This window comes from Microbulbifer variabilis (assembly GCF_056232115.1).
The window spans coordinates 126,515-145,439 of the sequence record NZ_CP174325.1; the positions used below are offsets into that span (position 1 = coordinate 126,515).

Below are 18,925 nucleotides of genomic sequence, written 5' to 3' on the forward strand. Positions count from 1 at the left end.
AGCAGCCTCTATATAATTCTACCGTCTTAAATCAAAGTCCGCTTAAAAAGCCAACAAAATCAAAAAGTTACATCAAGTGTCACGAAATCAAACAGGTAGACATATAGCAGCGCCTTTATACTTCCAAGCTTTCTCTGCTTTGTATCATTTTTCAGTTCCCTTAAATATCAACAAGTTCGAAAATTTCCTCATGAAGTAGGAGAAGCTTCTCTAGAACTTTGATATACGAAGTGGGATTTAGCTATCAGCACTGTATTTTCCTAACTTGATTACGTACATGCGTCCTAGTTGAAAGTGCGCTACCAATAATTTTCTTTGTGCACCACTATGAAGAATCAGGAGTTACATAGATACCTAGCCTTACATCTTCTTAACTGCCAGGCCCTCCTATGAGTAACATCACACTCTTAAGAGCAAAGAGGTCTTACCTCAAAGTCAAAACACCGTATTTCCCTATCAAAGCTTTGCTCTTTAATACACTCGTTTGCTACAAACCATTCCTCTTGCGGTTGATCAGCCATCCATAGTGGTTTGCCCCTCACTCTGCTATTCTGCGCCCCCTATAAAAGAAGCCCTTCGAACTCTGGGCTGGGCTTCCCGTCCAGACCTGCCAAGATTGCGCGCTTCAGGAACATCAGGTTTGGGCTTTCCGTTCAATTTTTGATCGAACGCTTCTGCTTTTTATGCCCTAGAACAAACCTGCCCCCTACCCCAGTATGAGCTAGCCGTATCTCTTGCGGGGCTCTCGGGGTTTGCGAACACTTTTGTAATTTACTGATTTTCTTAGAGAAAAATGCCAAAAACCGCAAGCAAAACCAAACCCGCGAAGCCCGAACACACTCCCATGATGCAACAATACATGCGCATCAAAGCCCAGCACCCCCATGAGCTGGTGTTCTACCGTATGGGGGACTTTTACGAGCTGTTCTTTGATGATGCCAAGAAGGCTGCAGAACTGTTAGATGTCACCCTTACAGCACGAGGCAAATCAGGCGGTGAGCCAATCCCCATGGCAGGCATTCCTTACCATGCCGCAGAAGGATATTTAGCGCGTTTGATCAAGGCTGGTGTATCTGTAGCGATTTGTGAGCAGATTGGCGATCCAGCCACCAGCAAGGGACCCGTTGAGCGGCAAGTAGTAAGGATTGTCACCCCTGGTACCGTCACTGATGAAGCTCTCCTCAATGACCGTCGCGATAACCTGTTGGCTGCCATCTCTCACTTAGGTGATGGTTTTGGCCTGGCACTATTAGACTTGGCCACTGGCCGCTTTGTGGTGCAAGAGACCGATACCCTTGAGGCTCTTGCTGAACAGGTTCAACGGCATAATCCCGCAGAACTTCTAGCTCCAGAAGATCTCACTTTGCCGGCGGAGATTGAGCGCCGCACCGGTTTGCGCCGCCGCGCCCCCTGGGAATTCGAATTGGAAACTGCCCTGCGCCTGCTGAATCAGCAATTTGGCACCATGAATCTGGAAGCCTTCGGCTGCAGCCATATGCACGGTGCGGTAGTCGCCGCTGGTTGCCTACTGCAATATGCGCGGGATACCCAGCGTACCGAACTTCCCCATATTCGCGGCCTGCTCACCGAAAGCGGCGATGAAACAGTTGCCTTGGACGGTGCCAGCCGCCGCAACCTGGAAATCGACCTAAACCTCAACGGCGGCGATGACAATACCCTGCTGTCAGTTTTTGATAGCTGCAAAACCGCAATGGGTAGCCGTTTACTACGCCGTTGGTTAAATAACCCTCTGCGCCAGCTCACTACACTGCGCAACCGCCAGGATGCTATTGCGGCCCTGATTGCTGATTATGGTTTTGAACCACTGCGTGATGCCCTGAAACCTGTGGGGGATATGGAGCGTATCCTGGGTCGCTTGGCATTGCGCTCTGCACGCCCCCGCGACTTGGCACGCCTAGGCCAATCCCTGGCACAGTTCCCCGAAATTCAGGGGCAGTTAGAAGATTCAGGTGCCACGCTGCTTAGAGAGTTATGCAGCCAGGTCGGTGAATGGCCAGAGACCGTGGCGCTTCTGCAAAAAGCCATTATCGAAAACCCGCCTGTCGTAATACGCGATGGCGGGGTTATCGCCACCGGCTATGACGAAGATTTAGATGAGCTGCGGGCTATCAGCGAGAACGCCGGGGATTATCTGGTTCAGCTGGAGCAGCGAGAGAAAGAGCGTACAGGCATCCCAACCTTAAAAGTGGGTTACAACCGGGTGCATGGCTACTTTATCGAGATCAGCCGGGGCCAGAGTGACAAAGCGCCAGCCGAATATATCCGCCGCCAGACCCTGAAAAATGCCGAGCGCTTTATTACTCCGGAATTAAAGGAGTTCGAGGACAAGGCACTCTCCGCCAAGAGCCGCGCATTGGCTCGGGAGAAAGCACTTTATGAGGAGCTGATCAATCAGCTAAATAAGTCCCTGGCAGAGCTGCAAGCCGCTGCGGCCGGTATTTCTGAACTGGATGTATTGGCCTGTTTGGCCGAGCGAGCGGACGACTTGCGCCTCTGCCGCCCCGAACTGGGTACCGAGCCGGGTCTGTATATTACCGGCGGGCGCCACCCGGTAGTCGAGCAAGTTTTAGACGAACCCTTCGTAGCCAACGATATCGAGCTTCGCAACGACCGACGCATGCTGGTCATTACCGGTCCAAACATGGGTGGTAAATCTACCTATATGCGCCAAACTGCGCTGATTGCACTGCTGGCCCACTGCGGCAGCTATGTACCCGCAGACAGCGCCCAGATCGGTCTACTGGATCGTATCTTCACCCGTATCGGCAGCGCCGATGACCTGGCCGGTGGCCGCTCTACCTTTATGGTAGAGATGACCGAGACAGCTAATATCCTGCGTAATGCCAGCGAGCACAGCCTGGTGCTGATGGATGAGATTGGCCGCGGCACCAGTACTTACGATGGCCTCTCCCTGGCCTGGGCCTGTGCTCACTATCTGGCAGGGGAAGTACGCGCCTTTACCCTTTTTGCCACTCACTACTTCGAACTGACCGATCTACCCAGCCAATGTGCAGAAGCAGCCAATATCCATTTGGATGCCACTGAGCACGGTGAAGGTATCGTCTTCCTGCACCGCATTCAGGAAGGGCCCGCGTCTAAAAGTTATGGATTGCAGGTCGCCAAGCTGGCGGGTATTCCTGCAGATGTGCTTACCGAAGCCCGCGCCCGCCTGGCAGCATTGGAGGCCGGCGTCCAATCAGTAGATGTTCCGCCTCCTCTCCCCAAACCCGCGCCGGCCCCCAGGCAGGAACCGGAATCAGCGGTAGCTCCAGCGGCTACGGCACCCGGCTCTCCCCAGCAGGTTGACCTGTTCGGCAGCCCCAGCCACCCGGCGGTGGATGCCCTGGAAGAGCTGGACCCGGACGATATGACACCACGTCAGGCATTGGAAGCACTCTACTCTTTACGCAAGTTATTGAAGTGAAGACTTGGGCGACAGCTGTCGTCCAACGCAACTTGTTATAAACAGTGAACTAAATCGACTGAAAAGCCACTACAATTCGCGCCAGTAATTGATAAAATCCGCTGCACGAAGAATTCAGTGGCACTATCGAGGGACAAACATGACATTCGTAATTGGGGAAAACTGCATTAAGTGCAAATACACTGACTGTGTAGAGGTTTGCCCGGTAGACTGTTTTTACGAAGGCCCCAACTTCCTGGTTATTCACCCCGACGAGTGTATTGACTGCGCCCTGTGTGAACCGGAGTGTCCCGCCAATGCGATTTTCTCGGAGGATGAAGTTCCTGATGACCAGCAGGAGTATATTGAGCTGAACGCTGAGCTCGCTGAAGTCTGGCCCAATATCACTGAGAAAAAAGACCCATTACCAGATGCCGAGGAGTGGGATGGTAAGAAGGGTAAGCTCGAGCTTCTCGAGCGATAACAGCCTACAAAAAAGCCGTCACTGACGGCTTTTTTCATTTTTGAGCTTTAATAAAGCAGGATAGCTAAATGAGAATAATAATAACTGCGATTTCAATTATTTTTTTAAGCTTTTCTCCAGCCACTTTGGCTAATACTGGGAAGGAAAAACAGATTGCCCTGGCCTTTGGCGAGGGCCCCGTACCCGGGGTAACAGAGTCCCTATTACAGCAACTCGATGCACTCCAAATCAAAGCCACCTTTTTTCCCGTCGGCATGCAAATGGAACAGTTTCCCGAACAAACTCGCGCCATTATTAATGCCGGTCACCAGCTGGGAAATCACGGTTACTCCCACATCAACCTGGCTGAACTACCCCTAAGCAGTGCTAAGGAGGAAATCAAAAAAACCTGTAAATTACTCCAAAGCCATGGTTACCAGGAACGCCCAATGATTATGCCGCCATTTGGCAATATATCCGTTGAGCTCAGTGATTTACTGGAAGAACAGGAGTTCCAGCTGGCTGAATGGGATCTTGAGCCCCGCCTTCATGTCGACATGAGTGAACCTGAGTCAATTGCCGGCTATGTGGCAGAAAACGCTACCGATGGCAGTGTGGTGATGTTTCATCCCATGTATGAACACAGTGAGCAGATTATTGAGGCCCTCCCGCTGATCAGCACTCAACTCCACCAGCAAGGATTTCGTTTTGTTACTCTCGCCCAAATAGCAGAGAGCGAGAAAATCGAAAACTTGTAAGAGACAGCAGACGACATTATCAATAAGGCCAATGGGAGCCGGGTATTGAACTCTGCGGCCCACTCCCGTACTCACATTGGGAGCTATCGCCATGTTGCGCTGGGCCATACTCTTTCTGGTAATTGCCTTGATCGCCGCCTTCTTTGGCTTCAGTGGTATTGCCACCACGGCGACGGAAATCGCTAAAATTCTCTTCTTTATCTTTATTGTGCTGTTCGTACTGGCACTGATATTCGGTAAATCCAGGCCGCCCAAATAGTATTGCCTGACAAGTAGCTCAGGGACTCAGCCAGTCACCCCGGTATGTACCGGGGTTACTTTTGGTGTGGTGTGCGAGTCGGGACCAGACTTAGTACTTCTGCCAGGTGGTTAAAGCCCGAAACCAGTTCCATCACTCCCAATGCTTCAAGCAGCTCATCATCCCTGGCCCCTAGCTTTCGCGCTTCAGCGATCAAGTGCCGGCGATGATCATCGGGGGCACTGTTGGCATTGCGGGCCAGATCGAACAGAGCATGTTCTTTTTCTGAAAAATGCACGTTTTTGGGGTCGGTACGGATGCGCATAATCTCCGCAGCATCCACTCCCAGCATTTGCAAAGACGTACTGTGATGATAGATGCCATAGTCACAATGATTGTCCGCGGAAACAGCAAGCCCGATAGCTTCTTTCAGCTGGGCAGACAGGCAACCGTGCAGCATGACCGCCTTAAACTTGTCCCAATTGGCTTTAAGCAAACCCTCGTGGTGTGCATAAACGCGAAACAGGCTCGGTATGCCGCCCAGCTGATCCTGAATCTCTGCAAAAACCCTGGCCTCCTCGTCACCATCCGGGCTCTCCACCAAAGGGATGCTGCTCATCGTTCACCTACCTGTTAACCTGGCTGTTATTAACTGGCTCCGGCCCCAGCGACACAATTGACTTCCTGGCGCCCTAAAAGACTGTATATAATCACAGCATGCGAAAGATTATCCATTGCGACTGTGATTGTTTTTACGCGTCGGTTGAAATGCGAGACGATCCCAACCTGCGTGGGCGACCACTGGCTGTAGGAGGTAGCAGTGACCGCCGTGGGGTTATTTCCACCTGCAACTACGAAGCGCGCAGCTATGGGGTGCGCTCCGCTATGCCTACCGCCCAGGCCAAGAAACTCTGCCCTGACTTGATTGTAGTACCCGGTAACATGGCTAAATACCGGGAGGTTAGCGGGCAGATCCGCGAGATATTCCTCGACTACTGCGATGATATTGAACCCTTATCCCTTGATGAGGCCTTCCTGGATGTCACGAATAGTGCTCGCTGCCAGGGCAGCGCCACTCTCATTGCTGAAGAAATCCGCCAGAGGGTAAAAGACAACCTGGGTATCACCATCTCCGCTGGGGTGGCGCCAAACAAGTTCCTGGCCAAGATTGCCAGTGACTGGCGTAAGCCCGACGGCCTCACAGTTATTACCCCCGACGAAGTAGATCAATTTGTTGTGCGCCTGCCGGTTGGCAAAATCCATGGTGTCGGCCGGGTAACCGCTGAAAAAATGCATCGCCAAGGCATTCATACCTGCGCGGATCTGAGACGTTATTCTCAAATCGAGTTAAGTAAACTTTTTGGTAAATTTGGCCGCCGCCTTTATGAACTGAGCCGTGGTATCGACGAGCGCCCGGTTAGTGGTGACGGTGCACGTAAGAGCGTCAGTGTAGAACGTACCTTCAGTGAAGACCTGTGTGAATTTGAGGAATGGCTGGAGCAATTAAGCGCACTTTATATGCGCCTATTGGAACGGGTGGAAAAGCTCGGCGATCGCTACGAAGTTAATGGCGCCACCGTAAAAGTAAAATACGCGGACTTTACCCAGAGTACCCATGAGCGCAGTAGCCGCGCGGGAAGAATCTCTGAGTTTCGGCAGCTGCTACAAGAGTGCTGGGAAAAACGGCCGAACCCTATTCGTCTCCTAGGTGTCGGGCTCAGGCTGACCGACTTACGCGCAGGCAAAGGTCCTGAGCAGCTGCCTCTGCCACTACCAGAATTACTACTTCGATAATTTTTCCACCAGACATAATATTTCTTTTTGCGCCATCTCCCCTTTAAAAAAGGCTTAAAGCGACAATCAACCGCTCGTCAAAAACTGGCGTTGGCCGTTACCCGATGTAAAACCGGGTAAGAAACGGACACCTATACTTCGCAAGCCCAAAGACTCTTAGCCAACCTCTAAAAAACCAGAGTCCACCGGTGCCTGAGAAAATATGTAAGACGCTTAAACATACTACAATTTCCATTATCAACGCCGTATAAACCCAGGCTCCAGAAGCCACCAGAGCTCGGATTATCCGCGTACGGAGGCGCGACAACTTGTCCCGCAAAGCATTTCAACACCTGACAGACGAAGCGCTCCTCGATCACTACAAGGAAACGCGTAAAACTGTCGTATTTCACCAACTTTATACGCGCCACAAAGACGCCTTGTATCGCTATTCAATACAAATGGCGCCAGCCTCTTCCGCAAAAATATTACAAGAGCTCTGGCAAAAAATATTGGAAAACCCGCCACAGTTACATGGCAGGCTTTTTCGCAACTGGTTATTTATTCAAATCAACAAAGCTCTGCGTGAACAACAAGCATTGAACGAGCACAAGTCTACTGCAGTCGATTACCGAAAAAGTGCCGTGCTCGTAGCTATCCAGAAACTTCCCTCCTTGCAGCGCAACATTTTGCTTCTCCATATGGAGTGCAAGCTTTCCCTCGCCACTGTCGCAGATATTGAGCAGATATCCCTGAAAAAGTGTCGGGAATACTATCATCGGGCAAAGGAGCAAATTGAAACGCTGGTGTACGGAGTACAACCAAAACCCTGGCAAGTGGAGGTTATAGAAGAGTGATCGAGGTAAAAGCATGAGCAATTGGGAGCACCAATATCGCGAAGAGGTGTCAGCTTTTACCTCCCCGCAGCAACTGGATACCCAGGTGTTACAGCAAGCAAAAAGGCTACAGCCGAAAAAAGATATCGGCCGAATACTGTCCAGAGCCTCACTCGGCTGCGCCACCATCGCTGCCATCTTAATGTTGGTGCATCCAGCACAGCACCTGGGAGCCCTGACCCCAAGGATGACCCCAGAAAACGAAAGTCCTCAACCCGAATTGGAAATCGCCCGGTGGCAGCCTCCTCAAATAGAGTCTGAAACACAGGAAGACCCCTGGCAGGCATTGAGAAATCAGGTTACAGCGGGAAACTATATTGCTCTATGCCAAGAGTGGCGATTACAACAGAGGACCACAGCAGAACAACCCTTACCTCGTGAGCTGCGCAAATTCGCACAAAAGCGCTGTCGCATCCTGCACTAGCGACAGTCAGTTTTGTATATTACCGCAGCTCCTATTTGAAATCCGGGTATCGGTTTACCAATCGACTCTACAGATGGAAGTCGTAATTAAGGCAAACCTTTCAAGTGCAGTTTGGCTTTACTGAAATGACCTTGATTGACGAAAAACTCCCCACCGAAAAACCAGGCAAAAATCCAGTATTAAAAAATAGCCTAGCCGTGGCTGGTATCTACGGTGCCGGTGGCCCAAGTGCGGGAGACAACCGAGCACTCAGCGCCCTGATCAATGAAATGGGTGGAAGCATGTTTGGCCCAGGCGAGAAGCGCCGGGCTCGAAAGTATCTTGTCCAAGAGGCTAGGCAGAAAAAAAGCCTGATGCTATTTGGCTATAGCCGCGGAGGTACCTCCGCAATTAAGCTTGCCAATATGCTCGGTCGTGTTGGGGTCACTCTAAATCACTTGGTGGTCTTTGATGCACACAGCATTTTTGATAGTAGGACTTTCCACCTTCTGTATGACAACGTCCTCCAGGCCCACAATTTTTTTCAGAGAAATCCGAGAAGCGCTGGACGTTATGGCTGGTGGGGAAGAAATCCTTACTGGGGGAGCCCGTTGATATCAAATTTTATTCAAGTACAGCAGGTCAACTTTACCGGTGCCTACTATAAGAAAGGGATTCCCGTTTCCCACTTGAATATTGTGCGCCAATCCCTGGCATCTCTATAAATAATGACTGCTGTCAATAAAGTATTGGAAGGCAGGGTCCTAACAGAGCGGACACGCTCACCCAAAGCAGGGCTGGATCTATATCTACTTCGTTTGAATGAACCGGTAATGTCGATGCAAAGTTGGGATCGCATTGCAACTGCCCGGAGTGATCGAAATGGCCGTTTTTCTTTTAATATCAGTGAAGCCGGCCCTTATGAGCTGCGCTGGAAACACGAAGCTGACGCGGTAGAACATGAGCTTCATATAGGTGATTTTGATACAAAAAAACAAATAGAAGTTATTTATTCCAACAAAGAAAGAAAGGTCTTCCCCTGGGCTAAAGACCTTTAATAAAGCTGAGCCCCTACCATTTGTTATTTGGTCAGCTGTAGAAACAAACACTCCGCCACGAATGCCGGCCTGACCTCTCCTTCGATATCCATAGTTGCCTGTAACCTGATCAAAAACTGGCCCTGCTTTTTCTCATTGATATCACAGATTTTTGCCCTTACAGCGACTCGGCTACCGACTTTAACTGGCCGAATAAATCGAACCTTTTCCAGTCCATAGTTTACTACCATATGCATTCCCTCAATCTGAATATCGAGCTTCTCTATAAAATGCGATAGCAGTGACAGAGTAAGGAATCCATGAGCGATAGTCCCCCCAAATGGTGTCTGCATTGCAGCTTCAGGGTCAACATGAATAAATTGCCGATCCAGAGTACATTCAGCAAAATTATTAACGCGCTGCTGATCTATCTCCAACCAGTGAGTGGGTTCAATTTCCAGTCCGATAAACTCACCAATTCTCTCTGGCGGAATTAGGGTAGGCATAGAAGGTTCCTTCTTCTGTGTTTTAGCGGGATTAACAAATCGGGGCAGCTGCAATGAGATTGCGGCTGCCCTCGATATTACTAGCACAAAGGAGCTAGTATGCCGATAAACCGCCATCCACCGCTAGTGCCTGGCCCGTAACATAAGTCATCTTCGGAGAGAGTAGCATCAACATAGCCGCTACCACTTCTTCAGGCTCGCCAAGACGCTTCATCGGACAACCCTCGGCGAGAAAAGCCTGTACCTCTTCCGGGCTGGCCCCAGGGGCCTCCACAGAGGTCACCATAGGCGTCAGGCAATAGAATGGGCAAATGGCATTGACCCGAATGCCATATTTGGCATTTTCCATCGCCGCAGTTTTGGTCAGCCCGATAACCCCATGCTTGGCGGCTGCATATGAGGCAATTTTGGGTGCGCCACCCAGTCCAGCCATAGAGGATACATTGAGCACTACACCGCCACGATCTTTCATTAATGGCAGCTGGTGCTTGAGTCCGAAAAATACGCCCTTCAGGTTTACATTGTACTGGTGGTCCATCATCGCTTCGTCAGTCTGCTTCAGAGACATCATCGGCGGAGCGATACCGGCATTATTTACCGCCATATCCAGGCCACCGAATTCGGACTCAGCCAGTTGCACGAGAGCAACACAATCCGCTTCAGAGGAAACATCACAGCGTTGAGCGCGCACCTGGATACCATCACTACCCAGGTCATCGGCGAGTTGCATCAGGCCCTCTTCATTGATATCTCCAAGCACCAGGCGCGCTCCACGAGATCCCAATTCTTTAGCCAGCAGCTTGCCAAAACCACTGGCGGCGCCAGTAATTAGGGCAACCTGGTTGCCGAAATCCAATATTGGATCTTGCATGTTAAATTCCCCCACAGGAAGTCATTCCGCCATCCACCACTACACATTCCCCCGTGGTGTAACTGGACGCATCAGAAACTAAGTAGAGCACAGTGCCCGCCATCTCCTCAGGCTCAGCGTGACGATGCATGGGGATATGGCCGATTGCAGTTTTATAAATATCCTCGTGAGTAAAAAGCGCCCCGGCAAACTTGGTTTTGGTCAGCCCAGGCAATAGGGCATTAACACGGATATTGAACTGGGCACATTCCTTGGCAAAGGCTTTGGTCATATTGACTACTGCCGCCTTGGTGATGGAGTAGATCCCCTGGCCCACGCCAGGCTGCAGGGCATTCACGGAGGCAGTATTCACAATCACACCACCACCTTGTTCGCGCATCAACTTGCCCGCCTCCACAGACATAAAGAAATAGCCGCGAATATTCACTTCAACCGTTTTTTCAAATGCCGCAAGATCGGTATCGAGGATATGACCAAAGTAGGGGTTGGTAGCCGCATTGTTGACCAGGATATCCAGCCGCCCGAAGCGCTCGCGAACATCGGAAAATACTTTCTGGATGTCTTCCATATTGCCTATATGGCAGGGCATCGCTTCTGCTTTACCACCGGCATCGACAATCGCATCAGCAACGGCTTGGCAGCCTTCGATTTTCCGGCTGGATACCAATACATGGGCGCCCTGCTCTGCCAGCAGTTTTGCAATTGCCTCACCAATGCCTCGGCTCGCACCGGTTACCAGAGCAATTTTTCCGGTGAGATCAAAAAGACTCTTTGCCATTTTTTATCCTTATCATTTTCCCAAAAGCGAAATAAATTGTATCGAGATGACCTTCTAACTAACTCGCCTCGCTGGCGATGCTCATTGCCGTTTGTGCCAGTGGCGCCACCAGCGCGCCAAGGCTCGCCGCATTGCGATTTGAGGCGTTTCCATCCTGTGCGCGCTTGGCTACTCCCTGGACTATCGCCGCCAGGCGGAAAAAACTAAACGCCAAATAAAAAGGCCAGTGATCAATGCCCTCAATCCCCATACGCTCACAATACTTGGCCACATAAGCCTGCTCCGAGGGAATACCCAGCGAAGCAATATCCAGCCCCAATAACCCGGACATCTTGTCGCCCCCAGCAGGCATACGCATTTGCATGCACTGATAGGCAAGATCCGCAAACGGGTGGCCCAAAGTAGAAAGCTCCCAGTCCAGCAGCGCGATAACTTTGGGTTCTTTAGGATGGAAAATCATATTGTCGAGGCGGTAATCACCGTGTACCAGAGCTACCCGACCATCGTCTTCCGGTAGCGCACTGCCAAGCCATTCGATCAACTCTTCCATCGCCGCAATAGACTGTGTCTCGGAAGCCCGATATTGCCCCGTCCAACGCTCCAGCTGCCGCTGAAAATAATTTCCTGGGCGGCCGTAATCAGATAACCCCAAAGAGTCGATGTCGAGACTATGTAAAGCAGCGAGTACTCGATTCATTTCATCGTACATCGCACTGCGCGCAGGGGCGTCCACTTCGGGAATTGAAGCATTCCAGAAGATCCGCCCCTCACAGTATTCCATCAGGTAAAACATGGAACCGATCAAATCCCGGTCTTCACATAAATGAAAAACCTTGGGTACCGGTACATCAGTATCAGCCAAAGCAGACATAACACGGTATTCACGATCCACAGCATGAGCGGATTTCAATAGTTTTCCCGGGGGCTGCCGGCGCAATACATAGGTATTTGAAGGGGTTTCCAGCTTAAAGGTGGGATTGGATTGACCCCCAGAGAATTTACTCACTTTCAGTGGCCCGGAAAAACCTTCAACATTTGCGCTGAGGTATTCGCGCAACTTTTCCAGTGGCAAAGCTTCCACCGAACTACGGGATTCCTTTACTGTTTCAGACATGCTCCTCTCCCTGTGCAGTCTCTATGGCATAACGCGCAGCCAGGTTGCGTCCCAACTGCATCATATGCACTTGGTCCGGTCCATCGGCTAAACGGATAGTGCGCGCGTAAGCATAATGGTGGGCCAAGCTATAGTCCTGGCTCAACCCTGCCGCACCGTGAATCTGGATAGCGCGGTCAATCACCTTGCAGGCCATTTGCGGTGCAACAATTTTAATCATGGCGATCAGGTCTTTGGCCGCTTTATTGCCAAGCCGATCCATTTGCGCTGCAGCTTTTAAAGTTAGCAGACGCGCCTGCTCAATTTCACAGGCAGACTTGGCAATATCCTCCCGCACAGACCCCTGTTTGCTCATGGGACGACCAAAAACAATACGTTTTTCCGCGCGGCTTGCCATCATTTCCAAGGCGCGCTGGGCCTGGCCAATCAGGCGCATGCAATGGTGAATTCTACCCGGCCCCAAACGTCCCTGAGCTATTTCAAAACCACGCCCTTCTCCGAGAATCAGGTTAGACGCGGGCACCAGCACATTATCAAAGATCACCTCCGCATGACCTTCCGGGGCATCATCGTAACCAAATACCCGCATGGGCCGAATTATTTTTACCCCAGGGGTATCTGTGGGAACCAGGATTTGAGATTGCTGGCGGTGCCGATCCGGATTAGCGGGATCGGTCTTGCCCATCACAATCATGACCTTACAGCGCTTATTCATCAGGCCACTAATATAAAATTTATGACCATTAATCACATATTCATCGCCATCGCGCACGATGGAAGTTTCAATGTTCGTGGCGTCGGAAGAGGCTACCTTGGGTTCGGTCATGGCGAATGCCGAGCGGATATTGCCTTCCAGCAATGGCCTCAGCCAGGTTTCCCGTTGCGCTTCCGATCCGTACTGGGTCAGTACTTCCATATTCCCGGTATCCGGGGCGCTGCAATTAAAAACTTCTGAGGCAAATAAGACCTTCCCCATCTCTTCCGCCAAAGGCGCATATTCCAAGTTGGTAAGGCCCGCACCATAGCGGGAGTCGGGTAAGAATAAATTCCACAGCTCAGCCTCCCGGGCCTTTTCTTTTAAAACCTCCATAATAGGGGGCTCGCCCCAGGGATCATCCTGTAACTGCTGTATATAAGTACTCTCAGCAGGATATACATATTCCTGCATAAAGCTTTTGAGCCGCTCCAACAGGCCCTTTACCTTTTCTGAATATTCAAACTCCATGTCTTCTCACCTTTAATTGCGTTGTAGGTTTTAATTCAGCTGTAAGTCACGGAAGTGTGGCGCTCCTCTCTCTCCAAATGAGGCACGTGGTTAAAACTGTTCAAGCTAAGGCCCTGCCCTGCGCTAGAGAAAAAACGGGTAGTGCCGGTATTCTGTATCTGCATGTTGAGTTTGATCACCGACTCGGGAGGACCTCCCAATACCTGCCGCACCATCATGGCAATAGCCCCACCGGAACTGACTACCAGGGTTTTACTGCCTTTGGGGGTATCGCTGATGAAATTCAAAACTTCACGAATGCGATTTTCGAATGCCTGCCAACTCTCTGCAGGAGCAATTTCCCCTGCGGACCAGGCGAGCATGCCCTGCATCAAAAAACGGTAAAAATCGGCACGGGGTGCGTTGGGGCCGGGGGTAGCTGCGGAATTTTTTTCACTGTAAAGACGCGCCACCTCATGGAAATTAAATTCATCCAACTGGGAAACTACCGTCAAGTGGCTGTCTAAATCGATGCCAAGACCTTCGCAAATGCCCACGGTGGTCTGCCGGTGGCGGCGCAGGCTGCCACATAAAATCCGGTCAAATTTCTGGCCAGTCTTCCGCCAGTATTCTCCCAGCCAGCGGGATTGCTGCCAGCCAACATCGGAGAGATTGTCGTAATCATCGGCGCCGAAGGACGCCTGTCCATGGCGCACCACAATTGATTCGGCCACAGCGAGTTCCTCTTTTTATGGAGCTCCAACCCTAGCCCTCTCGTTTGAATCATCAAAGTTTATTATGCGAATATGTGATCATTCACAATGGTTATGAATGGGGCACTTATGCAGCTGCAAAAAATGGATATGAACCTGTTCCTGGTTCTGGAGGCCATTTATAGCGCGGGCAACCTCACCCGTGCGGCTGAACAGTTGCATATCACCCAACCTGCGGTGAGTAATGCTTTGGCACGACTGCGCCGTACCCTGGACGACCCACTATTTATTCGCGGCCCATCCGGCATGACTCCCACCCCCCTTACGGAATCCATTATGCCCAGGGTGCAGCAGGCCCTTTCCCTGCTTGGTACCAGCCTGAATGAACACCGCCAGTTCAACCCCGCCCTGGCACGCAAAACATTGCGACTATCTATGAACGATATGGCAGAAACCCTGTTGCTACCGCCCCTCTTGGAACGCCTGGAAAAAGAGGCGCCGGGTGTAACAGTAGAGTCATTCCACGTGCCCAGGGATCAGCTGGCAAAAGAACTGGCCGCCAATACGTTGGATTTCGCCCTGGATATTCCTCTGGCAACAGCACCCCAGCTGCAGCAACAGCGCCTGCACCAAGACCGCTATCTCTGTATGTTGCGCAATGGGCACCCCTTGGCCGTGGAGTCAAGCCTGACACTGGATCAATATCTACAGCTGGAACATATCCATGTCTCCAGTAGGCGCACGGGTCCTGGGTTGGCAGATATAGCTCTGAACAAACTGGGGCGGCGACGCAATATCAAACTTCGAGTACAGCACTACCGAGTGGCGCCTTTGGTAGTGTTACGTACCGACTTGGCTCTAACAGTACCGGCGAGTCTGGCCAGTCAATATTCTGCCCGTCTATTCGAGCTGCCATTCCAAATACCCCTGATGGACTGGCACCTGTTGTGGCATAAAAATCTACACGAAGATCCCGCCAATCGCTGGCTGCGAGAGCAGCTTCTCGCAGTTTTGGCTGTGTAAATAAACAGATGAAAATCCCCTTAAAAACAGACATTTCCGCCAAATGAGAATGGGACGCAAATAGTTTAATAAAACGTCAGGAATTGATCACTGAATTCGACCGGAAAGGTCACTGTTTCACGTTAAAGGCTCTTGTTATCCTGCTGGGCAACGATATGCACTTTTTTGCATATATACATGAACCCCAAAGGTTACAAGAAGAGAATTTTGCCATGTCCCAAGCCTACCCTAATATGCTTGCCCCCCTGGACCTGGGCTTCACCACCCTAAAAAACCGGGTGCTGATGGGCTCCATGCACACCAACCTGGAAGAACACCCCGGTGGCTTTACCCGTTTGGCGGCATTCTACGCTGAGCGCGCCCGCGGTGGCGTTGGCCTTATTGTAACGGGGGGTATCGCGCCCAACGAAGAGAGTGGCGTATTTAAGGGTGCCTCTAAAATGAACACCCCGGAAGAGGCGCAACAGCACCGGGAAGTGACCGAGGCCGTTCACGCCGAAGACGGCAAAATCTGTATGCAGATCCTGCATACAGGCCGCTACGCTTACAACGAAAACCTGATTGCTCCCTCCCCCATCCAGGCTCCGATCAACCCTTTCACTCCGCGCGAGCTGACCAGTGAGGAAATTGAAGGCCAGATCGACGATTACGTACGCTGCGCCACCCTGGCCCGCGAAGCCGGCTACGACGGCGTGGAGATCATGGGCTCCGAGGGTTACTTCATTAACCAGTTCATCGTAAAGCGCACCAACAAGCGTACCGATGAGTGGGGCGGCAGCTTCGAGAACCGTATCCGCCTGCCGATCGAAGTGGTTCGCCGTGTGCGCGAGGCTGTTGGCGAAGACTTTATTATTATCTACCGCCTGTCCATGCTGGACCTGGTGGAAGACGGCAGTGACTTCGACGAAGTAGTGGCCCTGGGCCAGGCTATCGAAAAAGCCGGCGCCACGATTATCAATACCGGTATCGGCTGGCACGAAGCGCGTGTTCCCACTATCGCCACCAATGTACCCCGCGCCGCATTTACCGATATTACTGCCAAGGTGAAACAGCACCTATCTATCCCGGTAGTTGCCAGTAACCGTATCAATGTACCGGAAGTGGCCGAAGAAGTTCTGGCCTCCGGACAGGCCGATATGATCTCCATGGCGCGCCCATTCCTGGCAGATTCCGATTTCGTCAACAAGGCTGCAGAGGGCCGCGCCGATGAAATCAACACCTGCATTGGCTGTAACCAGGCCTGCCTGGATCACACCTTCCAGCTGAAGCTCACCTCCTGCCTGGTCAACCCACGCGCTTGTCATGAGACTGAGCTGAACTACCTGCCTGCCGAAAACGTGAAAAAAGTTGCTGTTATCGGTGCCGGCCCCGCCGGTTTGGCTGCCTCCACTGTTGCCGCCGAGCGCGGACACCAGGTAACCCTGTTTGAAGGCAGCGACAAAGTCGGTGGCCAGTTTAATATCGCCAAGCAGATTCCCGGCAAGGCAGAATTCCAGGAGACCCTGCGCTACTTCAAACGCCGCTTGGAAGTGACTGGCGTTGAGGTCAAGCTCAACACTATCGCTACCGAAGAAGACCTGCAGTCTTTTGATGAAGTGATTATCGCCACCGGCATCGAACCACGCACTCCACCGATCCCAGGTATTGAGAGCGACAAGGTGCTGGGATATTTGGATGTACTGAAGCACAAAAAACCAGTCGGCGAAAAAGTGGCCATTATTGGCGCGGGTGGTATCGGTTTCGACGTGGCGGAATACCTGACTCACGACGGGCCCCACTCCACTGAAGAGGAAGTAGTTGCCAGCGATAAAGAAGAGTTCTTTAGTGAATGGGGTGTGGATATTGAGCTGGAACAGCGCTCTGGCCTGAAACCCCGCGAAGCAGTAAGCACTCCGCGCCAGGTTTACCTGCTGCAACGCAAAACTACCAAAGTGGGTGCGGGCCTGGGTAAAACCACTGGCTGGATTCACCGTGGAAGCCTGCAACACCGCAAGGTAGAGATGATTGCCGGTGCTCTTTACGACAAAATTGACGATAAAGGACTGCATGTTCGCATAGGTGAAGAAGAGCGACTGCTGGAAGTGGATAACATTATTATCTGCGCCGGCCAGGAACCCGCTCGCAAACTCTATGAAGCGTTACAGGAGCGCGGTGTGAAGACCCACCTGATCGGTGGGGCCGACGAAGCCGCAGAACTCGATGCCAAACGCGCTATTGACCAGGGCTCACGCCTCGCAGCAGAGATCTAAAAAATTCCCCGGCAATATTCTTGTCGGGGAATTTCTCTATCAAATCAGAACGGGAAACTCCATCTGCTTATTATTGGATTTCCCGTTTTTTATGCCTCACAGATACCTTTCTATTTATATATCCGAAAAACGTTTTATTTAGGGTGCCTTTTACTATCCAGTGGCTTTGGCACTTTCACCTGAAGAGATTGTCAGCTCTTCCCGTTCCGGCCAGTGTGGGCGGGAGAGGTAGGCTGTTGTGCGATAAAGCACGAATACTACACCGCAAAGCGCGAGCAACATCCAATAAAGCGTCGGTCCACCCCACCACTCTAAAACCACCCCTCCAGCCAGTGGGGCCAAGGCCCAACCGAGAGCGTAAAAGGAAGAGGCCCCAAAATAGGTACCGCGTAAATGCTCAGGCGCCAACCGGTCTATCTGTACACTCATGGTTGGAAAGAGAATCGCTTCAGCCAAACTGAGGACAAAGGTCGCCCCCATCCAGCCCCAAAACCAGTGCACCGGATTGAGGGCAAACCACATTTGTGCCGCGGCTAATATCACCAGCCCGATCATAATTCGCCCATTAATATCCAGCTTGCGCATCAACTGCATAAGTGGAAACTGCAATAATACGATGGTCATTGCGTTCACAAAAATCATGCTGGATATCAGCTCAACCAATCGCGGAGCCTCTGCCCGTGTCAGATATTGCACCAGACTGGAATCCATATGGGCATAGATAAACATCGTGAGGATATTGGCAACAATCACAACCATAAACACCTGATCCCTGCGCAATATCGACAGGGTACTGCCTAAATCGACAGAGCCATCACCATTGCTCTTTGCGAGCTGTCCCGTCTCTGTTTTTGCAAATCCCCAAATAAACGCCAGTGCCAGGAGCAAATAACTGAGAGAAGTTAAGCCAAAGGTGGACTGCTGCGCACTGAGCCCCGCCCATACACCAACAATAGGCCCTAATGCGGCTCCCGCATTAATAAGGAAATAACGCAGCTGCAGGGCCAACTCACGACTTGCCTGGTTATCCATTAAGTCACCAATCAAGGCGCTTGCTGGCGGCTCCCAAACAGCACGACCGATTGAACAAAGGGTCATTGCCAGAATAAATCCCGGTAATGTCTGGGTTACTGCCAACAGGGCAAAAGAACATAAGTTAATTGCAGAACCCAGTAACAGAATATTTCTACGCCCATAACGGTCAGATAGTGCACCCACATAAAAGCCCAGCAAAGCCGCACCAACTGCTGAAGCACTGAGAATTAAACCTATTTCCGCTGCCCCCAACTCAAACTTATTAAAGAGAAGAATGGCCAGAAAAGGCCAAACCATAAAGTAAGTGCCACGGCTAAAAAAACTGCCTATTAATATTATCCAGACCAGAGGAGGAAAACTCCTGAGGTTCTGCCACCAATTCCAACGCATTACCTAATACTCCACATCAATTTCTTCCTTGTTCTCAAATAGCCCTTTCA

At 51.3% G+C, this 18,925-nt stretch carries 19 protein-coding genes; 11 read left to right on the top strand and 8 right to left on the bottom strand.

Translation table 11 applies throughout. The annotated features are described in order from the left end of the window. Positions 1-793 precede the first annotated feature (793 nt). From mutS to ACJJI7_RS00585, 4 genes are all read left to right on the top strand, one after another. Entirely contained in the window at positions 794-3,445 is a 2,652-nt protein-coding gene (mutS, locus tag ACJJI7_RS00570) for a DNA mismatch repair protein MutS (RefSeq protein WP_444901154.1), read from the top strand. A gap of 139 nt (positions 3,446-3,584) precedes the next feature. Beyond that, positions 3,585-3,908, top strand: a complete 324-nt coding sequence (gene fdxA, locus ACJJI7_RS00575) for a ferredoxin FdxA (protein WP_020411359.1) — start codon at positions 3,585-3,587, stop codon at positions 3,906-3,908. Positions 3,909-3,976: 68 nt separating this feature from the next. Further along, entirely contained in the window at positions 3,977-4,645 is a 669-nt protein-coding gene (locus ACJJI7_RS00580) for a polysaccharide deacetylase family protein (protein WP_282952769.1), read from the top strand. A gap of 91 nt (positions 4,646-4,736) precedes the next feature. Continuing rightward, positions 4,737-4,904 carry a DUF1328 domain-containing protein gene (locus ACJJI7_RS00585; protein ID WP_020411361.1) on the top strand — a complete coding sequence of 56 codons (168 nt, stop codon included), beginning with the start codon at positions 4,737-4,739 and terminating at the stop codon, positions 4,902-4,904. Between the two features lie 55 nt (positions 4,905-4,959). On the opposite strand, the gene ACJJI7_RS00590 is transcribed toward ACJJI7_RS00585, so the two are convergent. Further along, positions 4,960-5,502: a carboxymuconolactone decarboxylase family protein gene (locus tag ACJJI7_RS00590; RefSeq protein ID WP_020411362.1), complete on the bottom strand. Its 543-nt coding sequence runs from the start codon at positions 5,500-5,502 to the stop codon at positions 4,960-4,962. A 149-nt stretch (positions 5,503-5,651) separates the two neighbouring features. Here ACJJI7_RS00590 and dinB point away from each other — a divergent pair, with 149 nt between their 5' ends. From dinB to ACJJI7_RS00615, 5 genes are all read left to right on the top strand, one after another. Then, a complete protein-coding gene (dinB, locus tag ACJJI7_RS00595; RefSeq protein WP_020411363.1) occupies positions 5,652-6,677 on the top strand; it encodes a DNA polymerase IV in 1,026 nt (341 codons plus the stop codon). Positions 6,678-6,985: 308 nt separating this feature from the next. Further along, positions 6,986-7,513 (top strand): RNA polymerase sigma factor, encoded by a 528-nt coding sequence (locus tag ACJJI7_RS00600; protein ID WP_020411364.1) that lies wholly within the window; start codon positions 6,986-6,988, stop codon positions 7,511-7,513. A gap of 13 nt (positions 7,514-7,526) precedes the next feature. Further along, positions 7,527-7,976, top strand: coding sequence for a hypothetical protein (locus ACJJI7_RS00605; RefSeq protein ID WP_020411365.1), 450 nt, complete (start codon positions 7,527-7,529; stop codon positions 7,974-7,976). A gap of 125 nt (positions 7,977-8,101) precedes the next feature. Beyond that, on the top strand, positions 8,102-8,680 hold the full coding sequence (locus ACJJI7_RS00610; protein WP_157533296.1) for a hypothetical protein: 579 nt from the start codon (positions 8,102-8,104) through the stop codon (positions 8,678-8,680). 3 nt (positions 8,681-8,683) lie between these two features. Next, positions 8,684-9,013, top strand: a complete 330-nt coding sequence (locus ACJJI7_RS00615; RefSeq protein ID WP_020411367.1) for a hypothetical protein — start codon at positions 8,684-8,686, stop codon at positions 9,011-9,013. Between the two features lie 23 nt (positions 9,014-9,036). Here ACJJI7_RS00615 and ACJJI7_RS00620 read toward each other — a convergent pair whose 3' ends face one another. The 6 genes from ACJJI7_RS00620 to ACJJI7_RS00645 all read right to left on the bottom strand — a co-directional run bounded on the left by ACJJI7_RS00620 (position 9,037) and on the right by ACJJI7_RS00645 (position 14,199). Then, positions 9,037-9,498: a MaoC family dehydratase gene (locus ACJJI7_RS00620; RefSeq protein ID WP_020411368.1), complete on the bottom strand. Its 462-nt coding sequence runs from the start codon at positions 9,496-9,498 to the stop codon at positions 9,037-9,039. 94 nt (positions 9,499-9,592) lie between these two features. Continuing rightward, complete coding sequence (locus ACJJI7_RS00625) at positions 9,593-10,369, bottom strand: SDR family NAD(P)-dependent oxidoreductase (protein ID WP_020411369.1); 777 nt, start codon at positions 10,367-10,369, stop codon at positions 9,593-9,595. 1 nt (position 10,370) lies between these two features. Next, a complete protein-coding gene (locus ACJJI7_RS00630; protein WP_020411370.1) occupies positions 10,371-11,147 on the bottom strand; it encodes an SDR family oxidoreductase in 777 nt (258 codons plus the stop codon). Positions 11,148-11,205: 58 nt separating this feature from the next. Beyond that, positions 11,206-12,261, bottom strand: coding sequence for a phosphotransferase (locus ACJJI7_RS00635; RefSeq protein WP_371840129.1), 1,056 nt, complete (start codon positions 12,259-12,261; stop codon positions 11,206-11,208). Further along, positions 12,254-13,486, bottom strand: coding sequence for an acyl-CoA dehydrogenase family protein (locus ACJJI7_RS00640; protein ID WP_444901153.1), 1,233 nt, complete (start codon positions 13,484-13,486; stop codon positions 12,254-12,256). Before ACJJI7_RS00640 ends, ACJJI7_RS00635 begins: the two co-directional genes overlap by 8 nt. Before the next feature lie 35 nt (positions 13,487-13,521). Next, positions 13,522-14,199 carry a histidine phosphatase family protein gene (locus ACJJI7_RS00645; RefSeq protein ID WP_371840131.1) on the bottom strand — a complete coding sequence of 226 codons (678 nt, stop codon included), beginning with the start codon at positions 14,197-14,199 and terminating at the stop codon, positions 13,522-13,524. 108 nt (positions 14,200-14,307) lie between these two features. Here ACJJI7_RS00645 and ACJJI7_RS00650 point away from each other — a divergent pair, with 108 nt between their 5' ends. Further along, positions 14,308-15,201, top strand: coding sequence for a LysR family transcriptional regulator (locus tag ACJJI7_RS00650; RefSeq protein ID WP_444901152.1), 894 nt, complete (start codon positions 14,308-14,310; stop codon positions 15,199-15,201). Between the two features lie 212 nt (positions 15,202-15,413). Beyond that, a complete protein-coding gene (locus tag ACJJI7_RS00655) occupies positions 15,414-17,450 on the top strand; it encodes an oxidoreductase (protein ID WP_444901151.1) in 2,037 nt (678 codons plus the stop codon). 153 nt (positions 17,451-17,603) lie between these two features. On the opposite strand, the gene ACJJI7_RS00660 is transcribed toward ACJJI7_RS00655, so the two are convergent. Continuing rightward, positions 17,604-18,875 carry an MDR family MFS transporter gene (locus ACJJI7_RS00660; protein WP_444901150.1) on the bottom strand — a complete coding sequence of 424 codons (1,272 nt, stop codon included), beginning with the start codon at positions 18,873-18,875 and terminating at the stop codon, positions 17,604-17,606. Positions 18,876-18,925 lie beyond the last annotated feature (50 nt).